This is a genomic window from Lysinibacillus canaveralius, assembly GCF_047301505.1.
Lineage (GTDB): Bacteria > Bacillota > Bacilli > Bacillales_A > Planococcaceae > Lysinibacillus_B.
Genome location: NZ_CP154840.1, coordinates 2,594,291 through 2,618,159, shown reverse-complemented (window position 1 = coordinate 2,618,159; position 23,869 = coordinate 2,594,291). Strand labels below are relative to the sequence as shown.

At 41.0% G+C, this 23,869-nt stretch carries 21 protein-coding genes; 14 read left to right on the top strand and 7 right to left on the bottom strand.

Going from position 1 to position 23,869, the window contains the following annotated elements; genetic code table 11:
* Nucleotides 1-42: 42 nt before the first annotated feature.
* A complete protein-coding gene (locus AA0Y26_RS13340; protein ID WP_413362431.1) occupies nt 43-876 on the bottom strand; it encodes a squalene/phytoene synthase family protein in 834 nt (277 codons plus the stop codon).
* 229 nt (nt 877-1,105) lie between these two features.
* On the opposite strand from AA0Y26_RS13340, the gene AA0Y26_RS13335 reads away from it, so the two are divergent.
* From AA0Y26_RS13335 to AA0Y26_RS13320, 4 genes are all read left to right on the top strand, one after another.
* Nucleotides 1,106-2,167, top strand: a complete 1,062-nt coding sequence (locus AA0Y26_RS13335) for an exonuclease domain-containing protein (protein ID WP_413362429.1) — start codon at nt 1,106-1,108, stop codon at nt 2,165-2,167.
* A gap of 57 nt (nt 2,168-2,224) precedes the next feature.
* Nucleotides 2,225-3,052, top strand: coding sequence for a type II pantothenate kinase (gene coaW, locus AA0Y26_RS13330; protein WP_413362427.1), 828 nt, complete (start codon nt 2,225-2,227; stop codon nt 3,050-3,052).
* Between the two features lie 131 nt (nt 3,053-3,183).
* Nucleotides 3,184-3,582: a MarR family winged helix-turn-helix transcriptional regulator gene (locus AA0Y26_RS13325; RefSeq protein WP_413362425.1), complete on the top strand. Its 399-nt coding sequence runs from the start codon at nt 3,184-3,186 to the stop codon at nt 3,580-3,582.
* Nucleotides 3,579-4,760, top strand: a complete 1,182-nt coding sequence (locus AA0Y26_RS13320) for an MFS transporter (RefSeq protein ID WP_413362423.1) — start codon at nt 3,579-3,581, stop codon at nt 4,758-4,760. Before AA0Y26_RS13325 ends, AA0Y26_RS13320 begins: the two co-directional genes overlap by 4 nt.
* A 224-nt stretch (nt 4,761-4,984) precedes the next feature.
* On the opposite strand, the gene AA0Y26_RS13315 is transcribed toward AA0Y26_RS13320, so the two are convergent.
* Both AA0Y26_RS13315 and AA0Y26_RS13310 read right to left on the bottom strand, forming a co-directional pair.
* On the bottom strand, nt 4,985-6,385 hold the full coding sequence (locus tag AA0Y26_RS13315; RefSeq protein ID WP_413362421.1) for an aldehyde dehydrogenase family protein: 1,401 nt from the start codon (nt 6,383-6,385) through the stop codon (nt 4,985-4,987).
* Between the two features lie 252 nt (nt 6,386-6,637).
* On the bottom strand, nt 6,638-7,030 hold the full coding sequence (locus AA0Y26_RS13310; protein WP_413362419.1) for a ribonuclease HI family protein: 393 nt from the start codon (nt 7,028-7,030) through the stop codon (nt 6,638-6,640).
* A gap of 107 nt (nt 7,031-7,137) precedes the next feature.
* Between AA0Y26_RS13310 and AA0Y26_RS13305 the strand changes: the two genes are divergently transcribed.
* Nucleotides 7,138-7,332 carry a zinc-finger domain-containing protein gene (locus tag AA0Y26_RS13305; RefSeq protein WP_413362417.1) on the top strand — a complete coding sequence of 65 codons (195 nt, stop codon included), beginning with the start codon at nt 7,138-7,140 and terminating at the stop codon, nt 7,330-7,332.
* Between the two features lie 97 nt (nt 7,333-7,429).
* Here AA0Y26_RS13305 and AA0Y26_RS13300 read toward each other — a convergent pair whose 3' ends face one another.
* Nucleotides 7,430-8,416, bottom strand: coding sequence for a YecA family protein (locus AA0Y26_RS13300; protein ID WP_413362415.1), 987 nt, complete (start codon nt 8,414-8,416; stop codon nt 7,430-7,432).
* Between the two features lie 249 nt (nt 8,417-8,665).
* A complete protein-coding gene (locus AA0Y26_RS13295; protein ID WP_413362413.1) occupies nt 8,666-9,568 on the bottom strand; it encodes a DMT family transporter in 903 nt (300 codons plus the stop codon).
* 127 nt (nt 9,569-9,695) lie between these two features.
* Between AA0Y26_RS13295 and AA0Y26_RS13290 the strand changes: the two genes are divergently transcribed.
* From AA0Y26_RS13290 to AA0Y26_RS13280, 3 genes are all read left to right on the top strand, one after another.
* Nucleotides 9,696-10,583, top strand: a complete 888-nt coding sequence (locus tag AA0Y26_RS13290) for a LysR family transcriptional regulator (RefSeq protein ID WP_413362411.1) — start codon at nt 9,696-9,698, stop codon at nt 10,581-10,583.
* A 118-nt stretch (nt 10,584-10,701) separates the two neighbouring features.
* A complete protein-coding gene (locus AA0Y26_RS13285) occupies nt 10,702-11,598 on the top strand; it encodes a diacylglycerol/lipid kinase family protein (protein WP_413362409.1) in 897 nt (298 codons plus the stop codon).
* Entirely contained in the window at nt 11,591-12,400 is an 810-nt protein-coding gene (locus AA0Y26_RS13280) for a VOC family protein (RefSeq protein WP_413362407.1), read from the top strand. The genes AA0Y26_RS13285 and AA0Y26_RS13280 overlap by 8 nt, the downstream gene beginning before the upstream one ends.
* A 244-nt stretch (nt 12,401-12,644) precedes the next feature.
* Here AA0Y26_RS13280 and AA0Y26_RS13275 read toward each other — a convergent pair whose 3' ends face one another.
* Nucleotides 12,645-12,845 carry a cold-shock protein gene (locus AA0Y26_RS13275; protein ID WP_413362405.1) on the bottom strand — a complete coding sequence of 67 codons (201 nt, stop codon included), beginning with the start codon at nt 12,843-12,845 and terminating at the stop codon, nt 12,645-12,647.
* 188 nt (nt 12,846-13,033) lie between these two features.
* Here AA0Y26_RS13275 and AA0Y26_RS13270 point away from each other — a divergent pair, with 188 nt between their 5' ends.
* The 6 genes from AA0Y26_RS13270 to AA0Y26_RS13245 all read left to right on the top strand — a co-directional run bounded on the left by AA0Y26_RS13270 (nt 13,034) and on the right by AA0Y26_RS13245 (nt 22,883).
* Nucleotides 13,034-14,707: a formate--tetrahydrofolate ligase gene (locus AA0Y26_RS13270; protein ID WP_413362403.1), complete on the top strand. Its 1,674-nt coding sequence runs from the start codon at nt 13,034-13,036 to the stop codon at nt 14,705-14,707.
* 288 nt (nt 14,708-14,995) lie between these two features.
* On the top strand, nt 14,996-16,582 hold the full coding sequence (locus AA0Y26_RS13265; RefSeq protein ID WP_413362401.1) for a catalase: 1,587 nt from the start codon (nt 14,996-14,998) through the stop codon (nt 16,580-16,582).
* A gap of 311 nt (nt 16,583-16,893) precedes the next feature.
* On the top strand, nt 16,894-17,523 hold the full coding sequence (locus AA0Y26_RS13260; protein ID WP_413362399.1) for an HD domain-containing protein: 630 nt from the start codon (nt 16,894-16,896) through the stop codon (nt 17,521-17,523).
* Nucleotides 17,520-19,406: an ABC-F family ATP-binding cassette domain-containing protein gene (locus AA0Y26_RS13255; RefSeq protein WP_413362397.1), complete on the top strand. Its 1,887-nt coding sequence runs from the start codon at nt 17,520-17,522 to the stop codon at nt 19,404-19,406. Before AA0Y26_RS13260 ends, AA0Y26_RS13255 begins: the two co-directional genes overlap by 4 nt.
* Nucleotides 19,407-19,420: 14 nt before the next feature.
* Nucleotides 19,421-20,542 carry a conserved virulence factor C family protein gene (locus AA0Y26_RS13250; protein WP_413362395.1) on the top strand — a complete coding sequence of 374 codons (1,122 nt, stop codon included), beginning with the start codon at nt 19,421-19,423 and terminating at the stop codon, nt 20,540-20,542.
* A 658-nt stretch (nt 20,543-21,200) separates the two neighbouring features.
* Nucleotides 21,201-22,883 carry a methyl-accepting chemotaxis protein gene (locus AA0Y26_RS13245; RefSeq protein WP_413362393.1) on the top strand — a complete coding sequence of 561 codons (1,683 nt, stop codon included), beginning with the start codon at nt 21,201-21,203 and terminating at the stop codon, nt 22,881-22,883.
* A gap of 123 nt (nt 22,884-23,006) precedes the next feature.
* On the opposite strand, the gene AA0Y26_RS13240 is transcribed toward AA0Y26_RS13245, so the two are convergent.
* On the bottom strand, nt 23,007-23,852 hold the full coding sequence (locus AA0Y26_RS13240) for a DegV family protein (RefSeq protein ID WP_413362391.1): 846 nt from the start codon (nt 23,850-23,852) through the stop codon (nt 23,007-23,009).
* Nucleotides 23,853-23,869 lie beyond the last annotated feature (17 nt).

Below are 23,869 nucleotides of genomic sequence, written 5' to 3'. Positions count from 1 at the left end.
AAAGAAAAAAGGAGGCGGACTAGGCCGCCTCCCTTAATTTAATTATTCGTCGCCTTCTTCGGCTTTCACTTCTTCTACTGTTTGTTCCACTTCGGCACGTGTCATTTTTTCACGGCCTTCCTTCATTACGGCCAGCGTTTTATGTGCCAGCACATGGGGAAGCTTTGCAAACATATATACTTTCTTTTTGCTGCGAGTACTTTCAATATAAGCGTCGCCATGAGTCAGCTGTTCGTCCGCATATGCGAATAAATCGTCCCGTGTCCAGCCATCAGGTACAAAACTTACACCACGCTCTTCCATATCCTCTTTTTCATTACGTAGGATATTTACGGCTTGCAAGCCTCTACCGTAACCGATTGCAAGGTCATAATCAGTTTTTAAGCCGGTATCCCATTCAAACATTTGTGACAGCATACGTCCGACAAGACCGGCTACATAGTATGTATATTCATCTAAATCTTCTCTTGTCTTCACATTAAAGTCTTTTAGAGCCCATTTTCCCATACCATACGCCATTTCTTCACACGACTTAAACATAATCTCGCGTGCGCTTTCAGGACATACTTCAATCCAATCCTTCATACGCAAAGTAACTTCCGGCATTTTATCTTTTTCTTCACCTAGTGCTTCTAAGTATGCTTCCTCATTGAATGGATATTGGAATAAATCCTTTACCTTCATTAACATATCATGTTTTTTGGAATTGGCTACCTGTTCATTATCTTCAATTTCGTCTAATGCACGCATGCATAAGTACGCACAGCCCACGGCATATTTTAAGTTCGTACCTAAAAAAGTAATAGGAATATAAAATGTACGACTTGTTTCTTTTAGTACACGCATGGCATCCTTTTGCAGTGCCTTTTCGTTCATTGAGTGTTCCTCCAGTCTATCTTACATACTTCTATCGTATCGCAAAATCTATAAAAGATAAAATATAAAGTATAACAATCTAGGTGTTGCTTTCATAAAAATAAAATGCTGAAAGGAAAAATAACCTAAATTCTAAACAGGGGCGTGTCCAATACTTGGATTTTGCGTTACAATATGAACAGGGAGTTGGGGTGCAAAACTTCATCTCGGAAAGTTGTAGGTGGGAAAATTGACAAGAAAGCATACATATATTTGTGTCGATATAGAGGCGGCGCTTATCCGCGGTCGACAATACATAATTGAACTAGGGGCTGTTAAGTGGAATGCAGATGGGACAACTGAAACATTTACCCAACTTATCCAGCCGTACAAGTTCAAGAAATTGAACCCTCATATCCAAAAGCTCACTGGCATTAAAACAGAACAGCTGTTGGATGCCCCATCCTTTAAAGAAGCAATGTACAAGTTTAAGCGCTGGTGCAAGAGGGACTGCATCTTTCTTACATTTGGGGAATTTGATCGAAAAGTACTGGAGTCTGAGCTGGAGAGGAATTATATGAAAAATGATTTCATATTCCCGATGATCGATTTCCAGCAAAAATACATGATCGCCCATCATATAAAAGAACAGCCAAGCTTACTTGGTTTGATGGGACAATTAGGATTAGAAGCAGAAATACAACATAGAGCACTGGCTGATGCAGATAGTTTGCGCCAAATTTTTGAGGCGACCAACGGAGAACAGCTTATCGAAGAGCAGAAAACAAACGAAGTGCGGGTGCTGCTTTCTAGTCTGAAGCCTGCTGAAACTCATTATGATTTACTCATTTCCTCTATTGATCTTCGCGTTTCTCCGGAGGGCATTGAGAGAGAAGGAATAACGACACTTTATGAAAAGTTATCGTTTACGACTCGGGAGGAGAAGCGAACGGATGCAGAAGGTAAAGTAGAAGTGATACAATTAACAACAATCCACCCAAGTAAAAGGGCAAAGGAAATGTTGGCTAATATTGTAGCAACAGTTGATGGAAGAGTTATTTTGACACGCGCAGGATTGAGACCGCTTTCAAAAGTCTTCCGTCTACATGGTTATAGCTTACCGAAAACAGAAGTAATGACGCTTCAGCAGCTTCTTCTTGATGAGGAAACATTAGGCCGTTTTTCTATGCAGGAAGAGTCTACCCATGCATTTGAAGCGAAGGTTTGCCGTTTGCTTAAACAATATGAACACCTTATTATAGAAGAGTTTAATAAACGAGATTTATTCCCGAAAGAAACAATTGAAGTGTAGCGATGTTCGTGATATACATAGGGTGAAAAAGGCGCTGCATAAAAAGGAGTAAGGCGAATGGCTAAGGTAATAGGCATTGATACGGGCGGTACTTTAACGAAGCTTGCCTATATCAATCAAGAGGGCGAATTAACATTGGAAGTATTCCCGTCTAATGAAATGGAGCGGGTAAAAGAGTGGATAGAAAGACATCCGCAAGTCGATGAGATTGGTGTGACAGGCGGACGTACAGAGCAGCTGCGTGATGTGTTGAAAACAATGAAGTCGATCCAGTATATCGTCGAGTTTGAAGCAACATTGAAGGGCGTGCGCTATTTGCTCGAAAAAGAGGGGCACCAAATCGATAAAAGTATCATTACTAACATCGGTACTGGTACATCAATCCACTATATGGACGGGGAATCCCATTCGCGTGTAAGTGGGACAGGTATCGGCGGAGGAACACTCGTCGGACTTGCCGGACTGCTTACGGGTATTACTAGTTTTGAGGAGATTACTACACTTGCTGCAAAAGGAGACCGTTCCGCAATCGACTTATTAGTGAAGGATATTTTCCAAGGTATGGAGTCACCAATCGATGGCAGTCTTACAGCGAGTAATTTTGGCAAAGTAGGTATTACACGCTTAGTTGAACATCCGATTGAAAATGTATTAGCCACTGTCCAAGGGCTTGTTGGTGAAGTGATTACGACGCTGAGCATCCAGCTTGCCGAAGAACGGGATGCCAAATACATCGTTTATATTGGTTCAACCCTGACGGATAATGAGAATTTACAAAAGGTAATCTCTCATTACACGATTTTAAAAAAACATACACCAATTTTTTTGAAGGACTGTGGTTTTTCGGGAGCAGTAGGAGCGCTTTTGAATATTACTGGACAATAAAATTAACGCATATTTGCTTGGTCTGTATCCAGAATTTCTGGATACAGGCTTTTTTGTTGTCAAAATATTATAGTAGGCGTAGACTATGAAAGTGATTATTTACTTAGGTAAATAAAAATGGAGGGATAAGGATGAACCCATTATTTCATACTTTTTTTCAGCAAAACCGTTTTTTAGTTAACCACTTGAATGAGGCATTAAAGGAGCATGGTCTGTTTAGTTCACAGTGGACAATTCTTTTTTTGTTGAAAAAGGAAGGTCCGATGACATTGACGGCTATTTGGAAGTATTTAAATGTAGAAGCCCCTACCATTACAAGAACAGTGGCACGTCTGGAAAAACTGGGCCTTGTCAGGAGGGAAGAAGGAGCGGATCGCAGAGAAAAAATTGTCTATCTCACAGAAAAAGCACTCCAGCAAATGCCGGCAGTCGAAGCTTCCGTGTTAAAATTCGAAGCTGAAATGACAAAAAACCTCTCAGAAGAAGAAACAGTACAGCTAATACAATTACTGGACAAAATGAAAGGATGACCTTCTTGGAAGTAAAGAATCAAATATTTACAAAGCGTTTTATCGCACTCTTTTTGACCAATTTATCGGTCTTTTTAATTTTTTATGGACTTATTACTACGTTGCCGCTCTATGTAACGGGCAACCTTGGCCGCACAGATGATGATGCTGGTCTTTTAGTAACTGCGTTTCTTATCTCAGCAATTCTTGTGCGCCCGTTTAGCGCAAAAATGTTAGATATATATGGTAAAAAGAAAATGCTGGTAATCAGTATGATCATCTATCTGCTATGTACCATCTTGTATGTATTCATAAAACCATTTGCTATCCTGCTTGTTTTACGTTTCCTACAGGGAATTTGGTTTAGTATCGCAACAACAGCCACAGGTTCACTCGCAGCAGACATAATTCCGAATAATCGGAAAGGGGCCGGACTCGGTTATTTTACAATGTCCTCAAATCTTGCCGTTGTTATTGGCCCATTTGTTGGCCTATTTATTGTGCAAAGCGCGTCTTTTGAAACACTATTTATTGTTCTATCGGCAATTGGGTTACTAGGATGTGTTGTTGGCTTAACAATTAATACTAGTGACATAGCTAGACCGGAAGTGAAGCCGAAGTTGAGCTTCTCCTTTAATGACTTATTTGAGCGAAAGGCACTTCCGATAGCCTTGCTTGCATGCTTGCTGGCATTATCATATTCCAGTGTCTTGTCCTTTATCTCAATTTATGCAGAACAACAGGGAATGCTAAATGTAGCAAGTTATTTCTATGTTGTCTTTGCGGCAGCTATGCTGATTATTCGTCCATTTACCGGAAAGATATATGATCAAAAAGGTCCAAAATACGTTGTCATTCCATCTTTTATTTTGTTTGGAATCGGTTTATTTATGCTGGCCTATATGGATAGTTCATGGGAATTCCTTGTAGCTGCAATTTTTGTCGGCAGCGGCTATGGGACGCTCACAACAAGTATGCAGTCACAAGCTGTACAGTCAACTTCTGTTGCACGCAGCGGTTATGCAACAGCCACGTATTTTACATTGTTCGATACAGGTATCGCAATCGGATCCTACATTCTCGGCCTAATTGCTATGTCTTTCAGCTATCAGGCAGTGTACTTACTTTGTGGCGTGCTATTGGCAGTAAATATGATCATTTATATACTTCAATTTTCAAAAAAACCGAGCGCTTCTTAGCGTTCGGTTTTTGTTTATTTAGAGAGTTAAAGGAAGGGCCTTAAGAGCGGGAAGGCAGTTAAAAAGAGATATGGAATTTAAATGGAAAGAAAAAAGGAGAGGCGGGATCTTTTTGGTATAGAGGGCCGTTAATGTCTCCTCTATAAAATGGAGTAAAAAACCGGCTGTCAACATAGCTTGACAGTCGGTTACTAATCTACTGTGAGCTTTAAATCAAAAGATGTTTATTGGTCGGTGTTCTGCAGAAACATTTCAAGCTTCCCTTTGTAGGGAGGCATCATAAATTCTTCATAGGGATTTGCCGCTGCCTTTAGAACAGCCCTTGTATGAGAAAATTCTTTGAATCCGTGAATACCATGATAACTCCCGATACCTGAGTGGTTGACACCACCAAATGGCAGATTAGGCTCCGTGTTATGCATCATAATATCGTTTACACAAACTCCACCAGAAGGTATGCTCGAAATAGTTTCTTGAACAAATTTTTCATCTTCACTAAAGATATAGAGTGCAAGCGGCTTCTCTTGATTGCGTACATATATGATTGGTTCTTGAACGTTTGTATACGTCATAATCGGAAGAAGGGGGGCGAATATTTCCTCCTGCATAATCTTCATCTCCGGGGTAACATTAATAAGTAGTGTCGGTTCCACTAAAAGATTGATATCATCAAATTCACCACCGCTTAGCACAGTTGCTCCCTTTTCAATTGCATCAGTATACAGCGAGCGAACACGATCATAGTGAATGCGATTGATAATTTGGGTGCGGTCCTCACTGAGAAGCTGGCCGTTTTCGTCCCGGTAGCTAGCTGTTATCCAGAAAGAGAACGCTTCTGTAAATGCTTCTACATCATCTGTATGCAAATATAAGTAGTCAGGGGCAATGCAAGTCTGTCCGCTATTCATCATTTTCCCCCATGCGAGTCGTAGAGCCGTTCGCGTAAGATCAACACCGCGGTCTACAATTACCGGCGTCTTTCCACCCAACTCAAGGGTAACGGAAGCAAGATGATTTGCTGCTGCGCGCATGATAATTTTTCCTACACGGGAGCTTCCTGTAAAGAAAATATGATTGAATGGCAGTTCAAGTAACGTACCGGCAGTGGCTGCATCTCCTTGTACTACAGCTATTTCCTCTTCATTGAATATCGAACGAAGGATACGCTCAGCTAAAGCTCCGATGGTCGGCGTGTATTCAGAAGGCTTAATAATCGCACAGTTTCCTGCCGCTATCGCATCTACTAGTGGATGGAATAAAAGGGTGAATGGGAAGTTCCAAGCCCCAATTATACATACGACACCTTTTGGTTCGTACACCACAAAAGCTTTTGCGAGGGGATTTGCTGCGGGCACCTCTTGTGGCTGCAGCCACTGTTCTAAGTGAATCCCTGTATGCTGTATTGCGCCTAATACTTGGCCTACTTCATTAAAAACTTCATAGGAAGGCTTTTGTACGTCCTGAATGGTTGCAGCAATGATTTCCTGCATATTTTCTGAAATAGCCTTTGCCAGGCGCGCCAGTTTGTCTTTTCTTGTAGCAGCGTTTGTTTGACGGACTGTCCATTGATAGCTCTGCTGTTTTTTAAAAATCTCCTGTATACGGCTTGCTGTCGTTTGAACCATAAATTGACCCCTTTCAACTGATAGCTTCCCATTTCATACTTTATCCCAGTGGTAATAGTTCCAAAGGAATGTATATTGTCCAAAGGTAATGCATATTCATTACTTCAAGGTATTGTTAATACTAATAGATATGAATAGAATGGGGGGTATATGCCTTTTCTTCCCGATAGGATGGGGAAGCAGGTGGGCAGGGGTGATTTTCAAATGAAAAGAGCCTGCAAAATGGTTTGTCATTCTGTAGGCTGCTTGTTGTCATTTTTTATTTTTATGGATAGCTTCCCGGGCGAGAGCATCCGCTGCTTTGTTTTGACTATCCGGTATCCATTTGATGAAAAATAGCTCGATCTCCTCGACCAGCTGTAAGGCACGTTCTAAATAAGGCTTATACTCCTCGTTTTTTACATATTCTTTTTCTAACGAACTGACAACGATTTTTGAGTCAGAACGCATAGAAACGAGCTGAGATCCTAACTTGACAGCCTCTTCAAGACCGCGTATAAGCGCGGAAAATTCCGCGATATGGTTGTTTGTTTCTCCGATGTACTCGCTTATCTTTAATTGATGGCCTTCTCCTTTTATATAAATGCCAATGCCGCTCGGCCCAGGATTACCTGCGCTTGCAGCATCAATATAGATTTCCAGCATATTCAACCCTCATTTCCAAGATTACTACCAGTATAGCAGACAATTTTAATGGACAAAAGTTTTTTCAGCGTAGTAAAATAGTAAGACGTCTACAAAGGGGGCCGCATATGAATAAAGTTTCTGTTATGAAAGAAATAGATGAATTAACTGACGTTTATTGTACAGATTGCCTTGTCTTACGCGATCTTCGAAAAACGCGCGGCAAGACGGGCGCCCACCGATTCTGTATTGAGCAATGTACGGTCGGGGAACAACTCAAATTTTTAGGCGAAGAGCTGATGAAAGTTACTGACGATCAATAATTATTTCTGTTTAATATACAAAAGGACTGGCATGAAACGGTAATATCCGTCATGGCCAGTCCTTTCTTTATATGTTCCTAAAAAGAGTATCTGTAGCTTATGCGAGAACAGCTTGATATTCAAGCAGCTCTTGATAGTATTTATTAAGTGAAGAAGACGAAACGCCGAAGCTTTCAGAAATTTCCTTCACCGTAAATGTTTTGCCTTCAAATAGGCCGCGTTCCTGGCCGTAGCGAATTGCACCAGCGGCAATTGCTGAAGATTTACGTGCTTTTGGCTGCTGCTCCACTAAATAATCTTCCAGTACAGCAATTAGTTTATCCCCAGCAAGCTCCTGCTCTTTTAAGAAGCCTTTTGCTTGCTGCAGAACATCCTGTTCGAATGTCGTGAATTCTTCCCCTTCATATCCACCTGCAACAAGCTTTGTCCAAAGTGCCAGATGGTTATCTTTTAGGAAAGTGAGGGCATTCAGCTCCTGCGAATCAAAATCCCTTTTAATTTGTTCAAAAACTTTTGCATGGTCAGCTGGGAAGAAGATCAACGTAGAAACTGCTAATTTATGCTGTTCCTTTTCTGAACCATCAGGTAGTAAGAATGCGAATACATGCATACCTTCAGGAATTGGCTTGTTATTTTCACGACGGATCATCACAGCTTCTTCTGTTAATGTATGAACTGCTTTAAAGTAATGATCTTCAATAGAATCCACTTTGCCGATGAAAATTTCAGGTGAAGCCCATTGCTCATATAAAGCAATTGTCTGCGGACGAACTGTGCGCTTCATCTGACGTTTTAGGTAACCTTCCCAAATATCTGGACGCTCATGGAAGAAAAATTCATCCAATACAACTGCTTCAATTAGTTCACGTTGAAGTTTACCGTTCATGGCTGGAGACCACTTTTGTAACAATTCGATATACTCGCGAATATCTTTTCGTTCTGGATATACAGAGTAGAATGTTTGTAATGTGCTTTCTATTTCTTCATTAAATAGATTTTCTACTTTTACCTGTTGTTTGCCTTCACAGCATTTTTTATATTTTTTCCCGCTACCGCATGGGCACTGGTCGTTACGTCCTACCATGTAAACACTTCCTTCGTTTGTTTAATAAAATATACGATAAAAATAGTACATACCTAATAATAACGTCAGTTTGTTGGAATGAAAAATGATTGTATATTGAAAACGTTCTGACATTTGCGGCCTATTAGCTAGTCTATGTTTTTTCTAGCAATTATATGACAATATAGATGGTATTCTAGAAAAGTCGAGAAAAGCTAATAGAGAGCGTTTGTTCTATTTAAGAGAAATAAAAACGGCTTAAGGGTCTCCTTAAGCCGTTTTTTCATGCGTTTTCGATTTACGTAAAAATCTAGTTTGATGAAGCTGTTCCCACTGTGCAACCAGATTGCCTGCTAAAATAAGAGCTCCTCCGACAAATAGCTTAAGCGTAAATGGTTCAGCGATAAACAAAATTGCGAAAAGTGCGGCAAAAATCGGCTCCAGTGAAAAAATGAGGCCCGTATGAGTAGGGGATGTATACTGTTGTACTACAGATTGTGCGATAAAGCAGAAAGCTGTACAAATCAATCCGAGTCCAAGAATAGCTATCCAGCTTTTCGGTGATGAAGGCATCGCCGGTGTCTCAAAAGTCACCATACAAATAATACCGAATAGGGCTGCAAACCCTAGTTGATACACCCCGTAAGCAATTGAATCAACAGATTTTGTGAATTTACTATTGAGTATTAAGTAAATAGAATATGCAAACGCTGCAACAGCTACTAGAATATCTCCAATTTGAAAAGACAGCGATTCCTTCAACGTCAGGAACGTGATTCCTGCCATAGTACATATAACGGCAATACTTACAGCACCTGATGGAAGTTTTCGTTCCAATAAACTTGAGAAAATAGGAACAATCACGACTGTCAAACTTAAGATGAAACCAGCATTAGAGACGCTCGTCGTTTCTAAACCAAAGAGGCTCAAGGAAAATACAGCAAATAATAAAAATCCTTGAATACCTGCATAAGTCAATGTTTGCTTATTTATATTTTTCATTCTTTTGTAGAAAATGAATCCCGCAACAATAAAAGCGATCGAGCATCGCCATGCAACAATATTAAATGTTTCAAGCGATTCTAAACCCATTCTCATAAATGTATAGCTTACGCCCCAAAACATTGTGACGATGACCATAAGTGTATTTGCTTTTCCTTGTAAACTCATCATTCCACCACCAACTATCAAACTGTTATAACACAACTATACGGCGGTATTTGCGATTAGTAAAACGAATGTTTATAATAATTAACATTAAAAAAATTCATGTTTATTAAATAAAGAAGGTGTAAATCATATGAGTTTAATAAAATATCAGATTTTACAAAGGGTTGCAGAAGCCCAAAGTTTCACAAAGGCGGCTAGACAGCTTGGTCTCACACAGTCCGCAGTCAGCCATGCTGTGTCTAATTTAGAGAAAGAATTTGGGTTTCCATTGATTCACCGGAGCCGCTCGAGTGTTACTCTGACATCAGATGGCCATACAATGCTTATTGCTATGCGAAAAGTGCTGCAAGCTGAGGAGCAGCTTCAACAGGAAGCCTCCCGTATTAATGGTTTAACGAAAGGGACAGTACGTGTTGGCTTAATTTCGAGTATTTCAACGAAATGGATGCCAACGATCATTCGATTAATGGAACAGGAATATCCAGGAATTCGGATTGAGCTGAGGGAAGGGGACTATTATCAAATCGAAAAGTGGCTAATCGCCGGGGAAATTGATTGTGGGTTTTTAAATCGGCCAAGCTCTAAGCAGTTCCAGTATATTCCCCTAATAAAGGACCCGATGCTGTGTATTATATCGTCTGATAGTCCGCTGTATAATATGACACAAATTAACTTGAAGGATATTGAAGGGGAAAATTTTATCATGCCTTCTTACAAAGGAACAAATGATGTTATAACGATTTTTGAGAAGTATGGTATTAAACCGAATATTCGATTTGAACTGTTTGATGACAAAGGAATTATTACAATGGTAGAACACTCGTTGGGAATTACAATTATGCCGAAACTTGTACTAGGCAGCTTACCGGACAATGTAAATGCCGTTTCTTTTGAACAAGAGACTTTCCGTATTATAGGGTTATCAACATCTTATAATGTCTCTCCAGCAGCAGGAAAATTTATTGAAATCCTTCAAGACTGGCTCCGTCAAAACGAGGAGAACTTCTATATTATGTAAATATGGTGTTTTGTTCTATATATTTCATAGTAGCCTCGTTATAATGGGTACAAAAGGGTGACATATTTCCTCCTAAAGGGGTATGGATAAGAATCTATCGCTACTAGGGGGAGTAAGAATGAAAAAAGCACTAATTATTTTAAATCCGACATCGGGAAAAGAAGAGAGTCTTCATTATGAGCAAAAGATTTGTGACCAGCTCTGTGCCACGCATGACATAGAAGTCGTAAAAACTACATGTGAAGGCGATGCAAAACGCTTGGCTGAAAAAGCCTGTGAGGAACGATTTGATACTGTCATACTTGTTGGAGGAGACGGAACGGTGAATGAAGGAATTAATGGGATAGCAGAAAAGCCTTTCCGCCCTAAAGTAGGCATTGTTCCGCTTGGTACCGTTAATGATTTTGCCCGAGCCTTGAATATCCCACTAAGTCCAGATGAAGCAATTAAACTTCTTGGAGGAATGACGGCATATGCAGATATAGGAAAGGTAAATAATGAATATTTTACGAACGTTGTGGCCATCGGTGCTCTTCCAGAGGCAGTTGGTGAAGTATCCATTGAACAAAAAACAAGACTTGGTTCCCTTGCTTATTTAATCGAAGGGGCCAAAGCGATTTTTGACAACGAGATTTTTACCCTTCGCTTATCGTATGATGACCAAGTGGTTGAAAAGGAAGCTATTCTATTTCTTATGGCGCTTACAAATTCGGTAGGGGGCTTTTCCACTATTGCAGATGAGGCAGATGTTACAGATGGTCTTGTGCATTGCTTCGTTATTAAAAGCGACTCTACCTTCCAAACATTGAAAATTGCAACAAATATGCTCTTTAATTCATTGAAGGATGATGAGAATGTGCACTATTTTAGTACAAAAGAGTTGTACGTTGAGGCTGATCGGCAGCTGGAATTGAATGTGGATGGCGATATGGTTGGTAAATTACCAATTTCAATTTCTGTCCTGCATAGACATATTGAAATATACACTAGAAAAACGGAGGGATTGGATGTATAAATTGGATCATATTGTCCATTTTGTTGAAAGTCCGGAAGAAGCCGCTGAGGGATTGCGCTCTGAGGGGCTTCACGTTGTGCCAGGGGGAAAACATGAGCAGTGGGGCACATATAATGCGCTATGTTATTTTGAAGAATCTTATATTGAATTGATCAATATTTATGATCAAGAAAAGTTTAAAGAGGCTTCGACTATTCCATATACACTTCATGAAACATATGCCCGAAACCAATTTGAGAATGGTTTAACACGTGTGGCTATCAGCACAACGACAATCGAACAGGACGCTGAACAGTTTAAGAGAGCGGGATATGATGTAATAGGGCCTGACCGTTTCTCTCGTACCAGACCGGATGGATCGATTGTCAGCTGGCAGCTTCTTCATATAGGAGATCAAAATAATCAAATTGACTTGCCGTTCTTTATCCAGTGGGACCAGCCAGAGGAAGACCGTGTTCAAGATATGAAAGAGCGGGGGATCATCCATGAACATGCTGCTGGCCCTTTGCAAATTGCAGAGGTATCTTACATAGTTTCAAACTTCGAAATGGCTCGTATCCTGCTGCAGCTTTGCCGTCTGGAAAGTACTTTAATAATAGATGAGAAAACGAATGCAGAGGTTCTGACCATATATACTCCTTCCGGTAATCTGTCTTTTTATCGTCCTTATGATGATGGAGCGGTATGGGATGTTCTCTTGGAGAACGGGCCGGGTCTCCATACAGTTGTTCTAAAAGGAGCAAGGGAAGAACGTGTTCTACATTTTCAAAATGCCATATACATGTTCACAGAAACGTATTAATTATTTGGAAAGCTCTTATTAAAAAGAACAGTACGGCGGACCACAGTATTTTTAAATGGATATGGGAAAGATGAGTCCGTCCACTACAGTGCCAGCATCCAGAATGTCGTGACGACAATGAGGGGTAAAAATGGCAGAAGGGATTTTGTTCTTGTAAAGAATAGAAATAAAGGCTGCTCGAAATTTTCATCGAGCAGCCTTTTCTAATGGAAAATAAAAAACACCGACGGAAGCCGGCGTATACTTAATCTGTAAACACATTTGAAGCCTGGGGACCTCGGTTCCCCTCTACAATTTCAAATGTTACTGCCTGTCCTTCCTCCAGTGTACGGAAACCTTCACCTTGAATGCCAGTGAAATGCACGAAAACGTCCTCACCATTGTTACATTCAATAAACCCATAACCTTTTTCGTTATTAAACCATTTTACTTTCCCTTGGTGCATGAGCGTTCTCCTCCCATACTTGCAGTTATAATAATCTTAATCGAAAAATTAAGACAATTATGCTTAAAAATATACAGGAACAGATATATACTGTCAACAAATTGGCTATATTTCTTCAAGATGAGTCGGTTGCAGCCTTCTTATTTTGTATATAATAAATAAGATTACATGTGAAAGTAGGGTGTACAATGACAGTAACGAAACCATTAACAGACCTAGAAATCGCCAGTAAAGCCGTAATGAAGCCAATTACGGCCATTGCTGAAGCAGCAAAGATTCCTGAAGAAGCAATAGAGCAGTATGGAAGGTATAAAGCAAAGCTAGACCCTTCTAAAATTCCAGGCTCTTCAACAGGGAAAGTTGTACTGGTGACAGCAATCAGTCCTACCCCTGCTGGAGAAGGGAAGTCAACTGTGACAGTAGGGCTGGCTGATGCATTACAACAGTTAAACCAACAGGTGATGGTAGCTTTACGAGAGCCTTCTCTTGGACCAGTAATGGGTATTAAAGGAGGAGCAACAGGCGGCGGTTATGCACAAGTATTACCAATGGAAGATATTAATCTTCATTTTACAGGAGATCTTCATGCAATTACGACAGCAAACAATGCACTAGCTGCAATTATCGATAACCATATCCACCAAGGCAACTCCTTAAATATTGATCCACGTCGCATTTTATGGAAACGTGTGATGGACTTAAACGACCGTGCATTGCGGAAGGTTGTCATCGGTCTAGGGGGTCCGGTGCAAGGTGTACCTCGGGAAGATGGATTTGATATTACGGTGGCATCTGAAATTATGGCGGTATTCTGCCTAGCTACTAGTATAGAAGACTTGAAAACACGTCTGGCAAACATTGTCATCGGTTATACGTATGAGCGTGAGCCTGTCTTTGTAAAACAACTTGGCGTAGAGGGAGCATTGACGCTCTTGTTGAAAGAAGCGTTCAAGCCAAATCTTGTTCAGACGATGGAAGGGACACCTTCTTTAATACATGGAGGCCCCTTTGCAAATATCGCACATGGCTGCAATTCCATTATTGCGACACAGACTGCCAGAAAGCTGGCAGACATCGTTGTGACGGAAGCTGGATTCGGTGCGGATTTAGGGGCAGAGAAATTCATGCATATTAAAGCACGTCAAGGCGGGTTTAAACCGGATGCAATAGTTATCGTAGCGACAATCCGTGCGTTAAAGATGCATGGGGGCGTACCGAAAGATATGCTCTCAACAGAAAATGTAGCGGCTTTAAAGATGGGTATTGAAAATTTGGCAAAGCATGTAGAGACAGTGCGAACGTTTGGTGTTGAGCCGGTTGTCGCTCTCAACCGTTTTGTTACCGATACAGAAGAAGAGCTGAAGGCGATTCTGGATTGGTCAAAAAATGAAGGTATCCGTATCGCCCGTACGAATGTATGGGAAGAAGGCGGAAAAGGCGGTATTGATCTTGCAAAGCAGGTGCTTGAAGTGTTGGAGCAACCAAACAACTTCCACCAGCTTTATGAGCTAGATCAATCCATCGAAGAGAAGGTTGATGGCATTGTCAAACATGTGTATGGTGGAGAAGGTGTACAGTTTACAGACGCTGCGAAGAAGCAGATGGCCCAAATAAAAAAATTCGGCTGGGATGCGCTGCCGATTTGTATGGCAAAAACGCAGTATTCATTGTCTGATCAGCCGGCGCTCCTCGGTCGCCCAGCAGGATTTACGGTTACTGTGCGTGAAGTCATTCCAAAACTTGGTGCGGGTTTCCTGGTCTGTCTGACAGGAGACATCATGACAATGCCTGGACTGCCAAAGCAGCCGGCTGCACTGCGTATGGATGTAGATAAAGAAGGACATGCAGTAGGGCTGTTTTAACGAGAAGTAAGCGGGAGGAAACTCCCGCTTTTTTGTTTGTAAAATAGCGAGTAATTAAAAATTTGCGAGTAAATTTATCGTTACTTCTAAAAAAAATAGCTCTTCATAAAAGTTAATTTTCCAACTCAGAAATCTTGGTATTGAGAAATGGAAGATAGATTCTATCGGGGTTTTGTAGTGTGAAAAAATGAGAAATGTCACCAAATGAACAGAAGATTGGAGATTTTTCCGTTTACCGTTCTTGAATAGTGGATAAACTACTTCTATATAAGTAAAGGAGTGAATGGAATGGATAAAAACCAAAATCATGAAACTAATATCGAAAATGAAGATACGTTAACGAACAGACAAGGGCATCCGGTTACAAATAACCAAAATATCCGAACTGTAGGAAACCGGGGTCCTGCTACACTGGAGAACTATGATTTCATCGAAAAAATCAGTCATTTCGACCGCGAACGTATCCCTGAACGAGTGGTGCATGCTCGTGGTGCCGGGGCGCATGGTTATTTTGAAAGCTATGGTATGGTAGGCGACGAGCCAATCAGCAAATATACACGTGCTAAGCTGTTCCAGGAAAAAGGAAAACGCACACCATTATTCGTACGCTTCTCATCGGTAATCCATGGTGGGCATTCACCTGAAACATTACGAGACCCTCGCGGTTTTGCTGTGAAATTTTATACAGAAGATGGTAACTGGGACTTAGTAGGTAACAACCTGAAGATTTTCTTTATTCGTGATGCAATGAAATTTCCTGATATGATTCATGCATTCAAGCCAGACCCGGTGACGAACCGCCAGGATGCAGAGCGATTCTTCGACTTCTGTGCAGCCTCTCCTGAAAGTTTCCATATGGTAACACTTGTTTATTCGCCATGGGGTATCCCGGCAAACTATCGTATGATGCAGGGGTCAGGCGTTAATACGTACAAATGGGTGAACAAGGAAGGCGAGGCAGTCCTTGTTAAGTATCACTGGGAGCCTTTACAGGGCATTAAAAACTTGACGCAAAAAGAGGCAGAGGAAATCCAAGCAAAGAATTTTAACCATGCGACACAGGATTTATTCGAAGCGATTGAAAAAGGTGATTATCCAGAATGGGAGCTGTATGTACAGATCATGAGCGATGATGATCACCCTGAGCTTGATTTTGACCCATTAGATGATACAAAGCTTTGGCCGCCGGAGCAATTCCCATGGCAAAAGGTCGGTAAAATGGTGCTGAATAAAAATCCTGAAGATTACTTTGCAGAAGTAGAGCAGGTGGCATTCGGTACAGGGGTGCTGGTGGACGGGCTTGATTTCTCAGACGATAAAATGTTACAGGGCCGTACATTCAGCTACTCCGATACACAGCGTTATCGTGTAGGACCGAACTATTTGCAGCTGCCAATTAATGCGCCGAAGAAGCGAGTGGCAACAAATCAGCGAGGCGGTCAAATGGAATATTATGTTGATAAAGGAGCTAACCAAAATCCGCATATCAACTATGAGCCGTCCATCTTGGGAGGACTCCAAGAGGCAGAACAGACAGGCAAGGAATACACACCTGAAATTAAAGGGAAGCTTGTCCGTGAATCAATTGATCGGGAGAATAACTTTAAACAGGCTGGCGAAACATATCGAGCATTCGAACAATGGGAGAAAGATGATCTCATTCTTAATTTAGTAACCGACTTGTCGAAGTGTGATCCAAGAATTCAGGAAAAAATGATTTCGTATGCGGAGCAAGCTGATGAAGAATATGGCAGACGCTTGCGTGAAGGGTTGAAAAATGCCTCATCATCGGAGTCTGGACCACTTGGGAATGCAAAAAATGATCAAGCAGTAAAAGAAGCTGTTGATAAAGGGCATGAAGCAGATCCATATTGATTCTTCACCTGCCCTAGCTTTTATCTAAATAAGGAAGAAAAGTGCGCTGGATTATCTGGCGCACTTTTTAATTGTTTTATGGGCCGCTATGAAAAGTTACAAGTCGAGATCTTCCAGCAACAATCGGTGATCATCAAAGCATACTCACTCATTTCATGTTTGAGAAAAATATCCTTATTTATCTTTGATTTATCTTCTCCTGTTGGGAAATAATACTTCCCATAGTATATAATGAATCTATTATATTTCTTATACTTTAGAAGTACTTATAATAATTTAAACAATGAAATTCTGAAAGAAGGTCCAGTGTAATGAATAATTTAGACACATGTACGGAGCTAGTAAGAGAGATCTACGACAACATGGATGCCAGCCATGATTTCCAGCATATTGAACGCGTATATAAAAATGCAGAAACGATTCTAGCGTCAGAACCGGAAGCTAATAGTGAAATTGTAAAGCTGGCTGTACTGCTGCATGATGTAAGCGATGCAAAATATACAACAACTAAGGAATCGGAAGAGCGTATTTTAGCAGCGCTTGATTTGACAGAAGAAGAGCGTAACTTCATTCGGGAGGTCATTGCTTCCGTTTCGTTTAATGGAGGAAATGAGCTGGAGGCAAAAACGATAGAAGCAAAAATCGTTCGTGATGCAGACCGTCTTGATGCAATTGGTGCAGTTGGTATTGCGCGAACTTTTGCTTTTGGGGGAGCGAAGGGCCGTAAACTGTATGATGATGCAGAAGAAACCCGTTCTAATATGTCTGTTGAGGAATATCGAACAAAATCGACTGCATCAGTTACCCATTTTTATGAGAAGCTTCTATTGTTGAAAGATCTGATGGTGACGGAAAAGGGAAGGCAAATGGCTGAAGAACGTCATGAATTTATGGTATCCTTTTTAAGACAGCTTAAAAATGAAAGAGACGGGATTGTATGAGTCATTTAATCGTAAATAATTTAACCAAAACAGTAGGAGACAAAACACTGTTTCAGCGTATAGAATTTACTATCAACGAAGGGGACCGAGCAGGTTTGATCGGTATTAACGGGACTGGTAAATCTACGCTTCTTTCCATCCTAGCGGGTGTTCAAGATGCGGATTCTATTTCGCTTGATCATCCTAATAAATACCGGATAGCCTATTTAGAGCAAGACCCTGCTTTTCCAGCTGGAATGACGGTATTACAGGCGGTATTTGATGGCGATTCACCAATACTGCAGCTCAATCGTGAATATGAGGAGGCAGTAGCAGCCCTAGCAGGCAGACCGGACTCTGAACAGCTTCAAAACACCTTGTTTGCCCTTCAGCAAAAAATGGATAGTGAAAACGCATGGGATGTCAATGCACTTGCCAAACAAGCCTTGACGAAACTGGGTATTGATATGTTTGATCGGGTTGTGACGGAATTATCAGGCGGTCAGCAAAAACGAGTAGCACTTGCCAAAGTACTTATTGAACCGGCAGACCTTTACCTGTTGGATGAGCCGACAAACCATCTGGATGTCGAATCGACAGAATGGTTACAGGAAATGGTATCCCGCTTAAAGGGTGCCGTTATTTTCATTACCCATGACCGGTATTTCCTAGATGAGATGGCAACGCATATTTATGAGCTGGCAGATCAGACGCTCTATCGCCACACAGGAAATTATGCGGACTTTTTAGAGGCACGTGCTATACGAGAAGAAATGAATGCAGCAAGTCAGGCGAAACTCCAAAATCGCTACCGCTCGGAATTGAAGTGGATTCGAAGAGGAGCAAAAGCGCGAACAACAAAGCAGAAGGCGCGAATTCAACGCTTTGAAGAACTTGATAAATCCATCGACCGCTCAAGTGATGATGCTGATTTAGAGCTGGCCCTTGCTACGACACGTCTAGGCCGAAAAGTGCTGGAAGCAGAAAAGATTTCGAAAGCATTTGGTGATCGGGTTATTCTTAAAGATTTTGGCTTCCTGTTGCAGCAAGGTGACCGAATTGGCATTATCGGAGCAAACGGTTATGGTAAGTCAACATTGCTGAATATTTTGGCTGGAGAGCTTGAGCCTGATGAAGGTGAAGTTCTTGTAGGCTCTACTGTAAAACGACTGCACTTTAAGCAAGTATTGCCAAAGATGAATGAGAATGAGCGAATGATTGAATACATCCGTGAAGCATCAAATGACATTACAGATGCACAAGGCATCCGCTATTCAGCGGCACAGATGCTTGAACGCTTTTTATTTCCCCTACATACACATGGGACACCAATAGGCAAGCTTTCTGGTGGTGAGCGCAAGCGACTGCATTTACTTCGATTATTGATGGAACAGCCAAACGTGCTATTACTAGATGAGCCAACAAATGATTTGGATATTGAGACACTTGGAGTACTGGAAGATTTCATCGAGCATTTCCCAGGAGTTGTCGTTACGATTTCCCATGACCGTTTCTTCTTGGATCGAATTGCCAAAAAGTTATGGATTCTTGATGGAAAGGGAAATGTTGAAGAAAGTCTGGATGTTTATACAGATTACTTAGTAAAGAAGCAGGAACAGGAAAAGCTTGATGTAAGGGAAATCAAGCAAGACAAACTGAGACAGGAAAAACCGAAATCAGAAAAGAAAAAACTGAGTTTTAAAGAGCAGAAGGAATGGGAAACTATTGCAGAGACGATTGCAAAAGTGGAAGAAGATATTATGAAGACAGAAGAGGGCATTTCGACAACGGGTTCTGACTTTACAAAGCTGCAAGAGCTGACAGCAAAGCTTGAGGAGCTGAATGCCCACTATGAACATCTAATAGAGCGCTGGAGCTACTTAGAGGAAATCGTAAATAGTTGAGGAGGAAACATTCCATGAAAATCATCACAATTGAACCAACACCGAGTCCAAACTCGATGAAAATTGTCATCGATCAAGATCTACCTTTTGGTAAAAGCTATAATTATACAAAAGAAAATATCGAACAAGCATCCCCAGAAATTCAGGCTATCTTTCACGTAGAAGGAGTAAAAGGTGTATACCATGTCTCAAACTTCCTGGCTGTGGAACGTAATGCTAAATTTGCCTGGGAAACTATTTTATCAGGTATCCGGACTGCTCTGGGGGAAACGAATGGTCCAGCAGAGGAAGGTACTACTGTAAACGAGCATTTTGGAGAAGTATATGTACATGTCCAAATGTTTAAAGGTGTACCTCTTCAAATTAAAGTATTTGATAATGAATCAGAGACGCGCATTGCTACAGGGGAGCAGTTTACAAAAGCGTTTAAGTCAATTGAAGCAAAGGAAACAGATGAAAATTATATCTTCCAGCGTAAATGGGTAGATTACGGTGTCCGTTACGGAGAAAAGGAAGAAATTGCTCAAGCCGTTCTGCAGGAAGTGCTCGCAACATATCCGGATGAACGGCTACAGTTGATTGTTGATGCAGCAAATTCAAGTAAGAAAGCTGTACCGCAGGAGAAGCAGAAGGTGAAGGTGGAAATGTATAAGGAGCACGAAGATTGGCAGCAGCGCTTCCAGCTCCTTGATCAACTGCCGGATCCGGAAGTAGACGATCTTCCTCTTTTGGCCTTAGCACTGGACGATGACCAGATGGCGATTCGCCGATTAGCTACTGTTTATCTAGGAATGATTGAGGATACAGCAGTTGTTCCAGCATTATCAAAGGCATTGAAGGATAAGAGTGCAGCTGTTCGCCGGACGGCAGGGGACTGTATGAGTGATCTTGGCTTTGAAGAATTTGAATCTGCAATGATAGAGGCTTTAAAGGATAAAAACAAGCTGGTTCGTTGGCGTGCAGCCATGTACCTATATGAAACAGGTACAGAAGCTTGTTTACCTGCCCTTCATGAAGCAGAGAACGATCCTGAGTTCGAAGTGAAACTTCAGGTGAAGATGGCGATTGCTCGCATTGAACAAGGAGAAGAAGCAAAAGGGTCCGTATGGAAACAAATGACCGATGCTCGATCCTGAATAGGTAGATTACATTAGACCGTTTGCTTCAGATACAAAATAAAACACCTCGAGAGCTTAATCTCTCGAGGTGTTTTGTGCTTTCAGGGAAAATTCCCTGAAATTTTGCATGTAAATCGTCTATACAAGAAGGTTAGATCATAAATCAGCAGCTTGAACAAGTCATGTGGAAAAATTATCTAAATTCATTGCAGCAAATCTTTTGAGGAGCAATTTTTAGGTCCTCCAAGGGGATAGCTGGTGTAAATAAGGCCTTTTTTTCGCACCAGCAGGCACGGTCAATTGTTACTGTTTCCAGATGCTCAAGGACTCTAATCTAAAATTTTATCTTTATGATATTCAATACCTCTCCATCTTAAACGAGTTAGAATGCAACACTTTTTCATTAGCACACGCTCCTCAACTGAAGGAGCAGCGTTATGAGCCCAGTTATATGAGCGGTAATTGGAATAGAAATCAATGGTTTTATCGGGTATTTAGATAGAAAAGCCAGAAACAATTAAAAAATTTCTATAATATTTATTTATATATTGAATTATATGTAAAAAAAGCGTGCTTTTTATCGCGGTTAAATACTCACGAAAAATATATCTTCTATTTCTTATAGGGGGACTTTAGTATATAATTTTACTAATAACATACAGATGAGGTATTTACTATGACTATCAGAAAAAAATTACTTGCATCTTACTTGGGCATCCTTATTATTGTAATTCTCGTCTCAATTATTAATTTTATGCAGATTCAACGTATGAATTCTAACATGCAGACAATCGTTGATGAACAGCAATCTGTACTTTTATTAGCGAGTGAGATGAAGGACAATTTGAGTACCCAAGGGATGCTTGTCAGGCAATATGCCCTTTCAGGGGATTTGAGTGTGCTTAAGGATTTGGATACAGCCCGGATAGAGATGGAAGAGGAAATTAAGAAGTTAAATAGCGAGCCATCGAAGGCAATGGCCGAGGTAATTGAAACATTTGTACAGGAAAATGAACAATTCAATCTTGCAGTTGATAAAGCAATCGAGCAAACCCGGGTTTTTGACGATGAAGGGGCTAAAATAACGATTAATAATGAAGTACGGCCGCCGAGTCAAAATATGTCCAATCAGATAGACAAACTTATTGCTTATTATGATGAGCAGTTTACGACGATGAACAATAAAGTAAAAAATGAGGCAAGAATGGCTATTTGGATGACGATTGTGCTTGTTGCTGTATGTATAATAGTTTCGATTTCAGCAGCATTTATTATGGGCAAGGTGATTGGCGCCCCAATTCAAAAACTGCAGCAGGCAGTCAGTACCATTGCTGCAGGTGATTTAACAAAGGAGAATGTTGAGACAAGCTCGACAGGTGAAGTGAAAGAGCTTGCTGAATCATTCAACAGAATGAAAGAATCGCTTACGACTCTTATTCAAACAATGAGAAAGAATACCCAGCAGCTTTCGAGTTCAAGCGAGGATTTAGCTACCCATTCGGATAAGGCACTTACATATATCGAACAAACGGCTGATTTGGCTGACCGGTTATCAAATAATGCAAAGACATCAGCCGAAAATGCAAATGTCAGTGCCGATTCGATGAAGGAAACAACATATGCTGTGCAGAAAATGGCCAAATCTACCTCAAACATTCATCTAAATACGCAGAGAATGAAAAACCTAGCTGATAGAGGGATTAAATCCATTCATGCAATCGAAAGTCAAATGGAAGAAATATCTTCTACTACAAACATAACAGAAACAATGATTGCTCGATTACTTGAACAGTCAAATGAAATTCAGCAAATGACAAAGCTCATTACAGATATTACAGATCAGACGAATCTGTTAGCGTTAAATGCAGCGATTGAAGCAGCACGGGCAGGAGAGCATGGAAAAGGATTTGCAGTAGTGGCTGATGAAGTGCGCAAGCTGGCTGAACAGTCGAAGGAATCGGCTCATCATATTCACCGTTTAACGAATGAAATCCGTAACGAAACAACACAGGTAGCGGCTTCTGTTGAGCAAAGTGTGAGGGCCTCTGAAAGCGGTGTGGCAATTGTTAAGCAGGCTGGGGAGACATTTGTACTAATTGAAAAGGCTGTTGATCAAATAGCAGATGAAATTGGCGGAACGACCTCAGTAGTTGATAAAATCTCTGCTTCTGTAGAAGAAGTAACTGTTTCAGTGATTGGAATTTCCGAACAATCCAGCGAATCGGCCAGCCATGCGGCGAAAGTAGCGGAGACAATTGAAGAGCAGGTAGGCATCATACAGGAAATTAGCGCTGTATCCCAGCAGCTGACGGCAGAGTCAGAATTCCTGGAGAAAATGGTGGATAATTTTAAAGTATAAAATGAAAGCATGCAGACCTGTAAGTTTGCATGCTTTTTTTCTAATCGAGCATAGGCAGCTAGATTTGGAGAAGTTATAGGGAATCAAAAAGCCTGCTGATTTAACCTTCAGCAGGCTTGACTGTTAATCGTTTGTAAAGAAAATAGCAATTGTCCCGGAACCTACGTGGGACCCAATAACTGCGCCAATATTAGTCACGTCAACTGCCTTAGGCTGTAAACGTTCTTCAATTACCTTTCTTACGTCAGCAAGAAGCTGCTCATCATTGCTGTGGGAAATGCCCACAACTTTTTCTGAGAAGTCACCGCCGCGTTCTGCCATGATATCGATCATACGGTTGATCGCTTTTTTATGTCCTCTTATTTTCTCAATTGGAATCAATTTTCCGTCTTCCACATTCAAAATAGGTTTAATATTCAAAAGTCCGCCTACAAACGCGCTTGTTTTCGATACACGTCCGCCTTTTGCCAAATAATCCAGATCAGCAACCGTGAAGAGATGCTCGATTTTCGAGGCATAATTTGGTAGTAATTCGATCAGTTCCTCATAGGTCTTTCCCTCGTCACGGAGTTTTACGGCTTCCTTTACGACAAAGCCTTGTCCAAGTGACGCGCATTTCGTATCGATGATGGCAAGCTTCATATCGGGATATGTTTCAAGCAATTCATTACGTACCATCATTGCTGTCTGGCATGTGCCGGATAGCGGTGAAGAAAATGCAATATATATGGCTTCCTCTTTATTTTTCGCTGCTTCTTCAAATGCATTATAAAAGGCCTCCGGAGACACTTGTGATGTTTTCGGCTGGGCACCTGCCGCGATCGCTTTGTAAATGTCCGCTGGGTCAATACCGAATACATCATCGTATTCTTGTCCATTCACATGGACTCGCAGCGGAAATAAGGATACTTGATGTTCCTCATAATAGCCCTTTGGCAAATCACATGCGCTATCAGTAAAAATCTTCAATTCCATCGCCTCCTGTA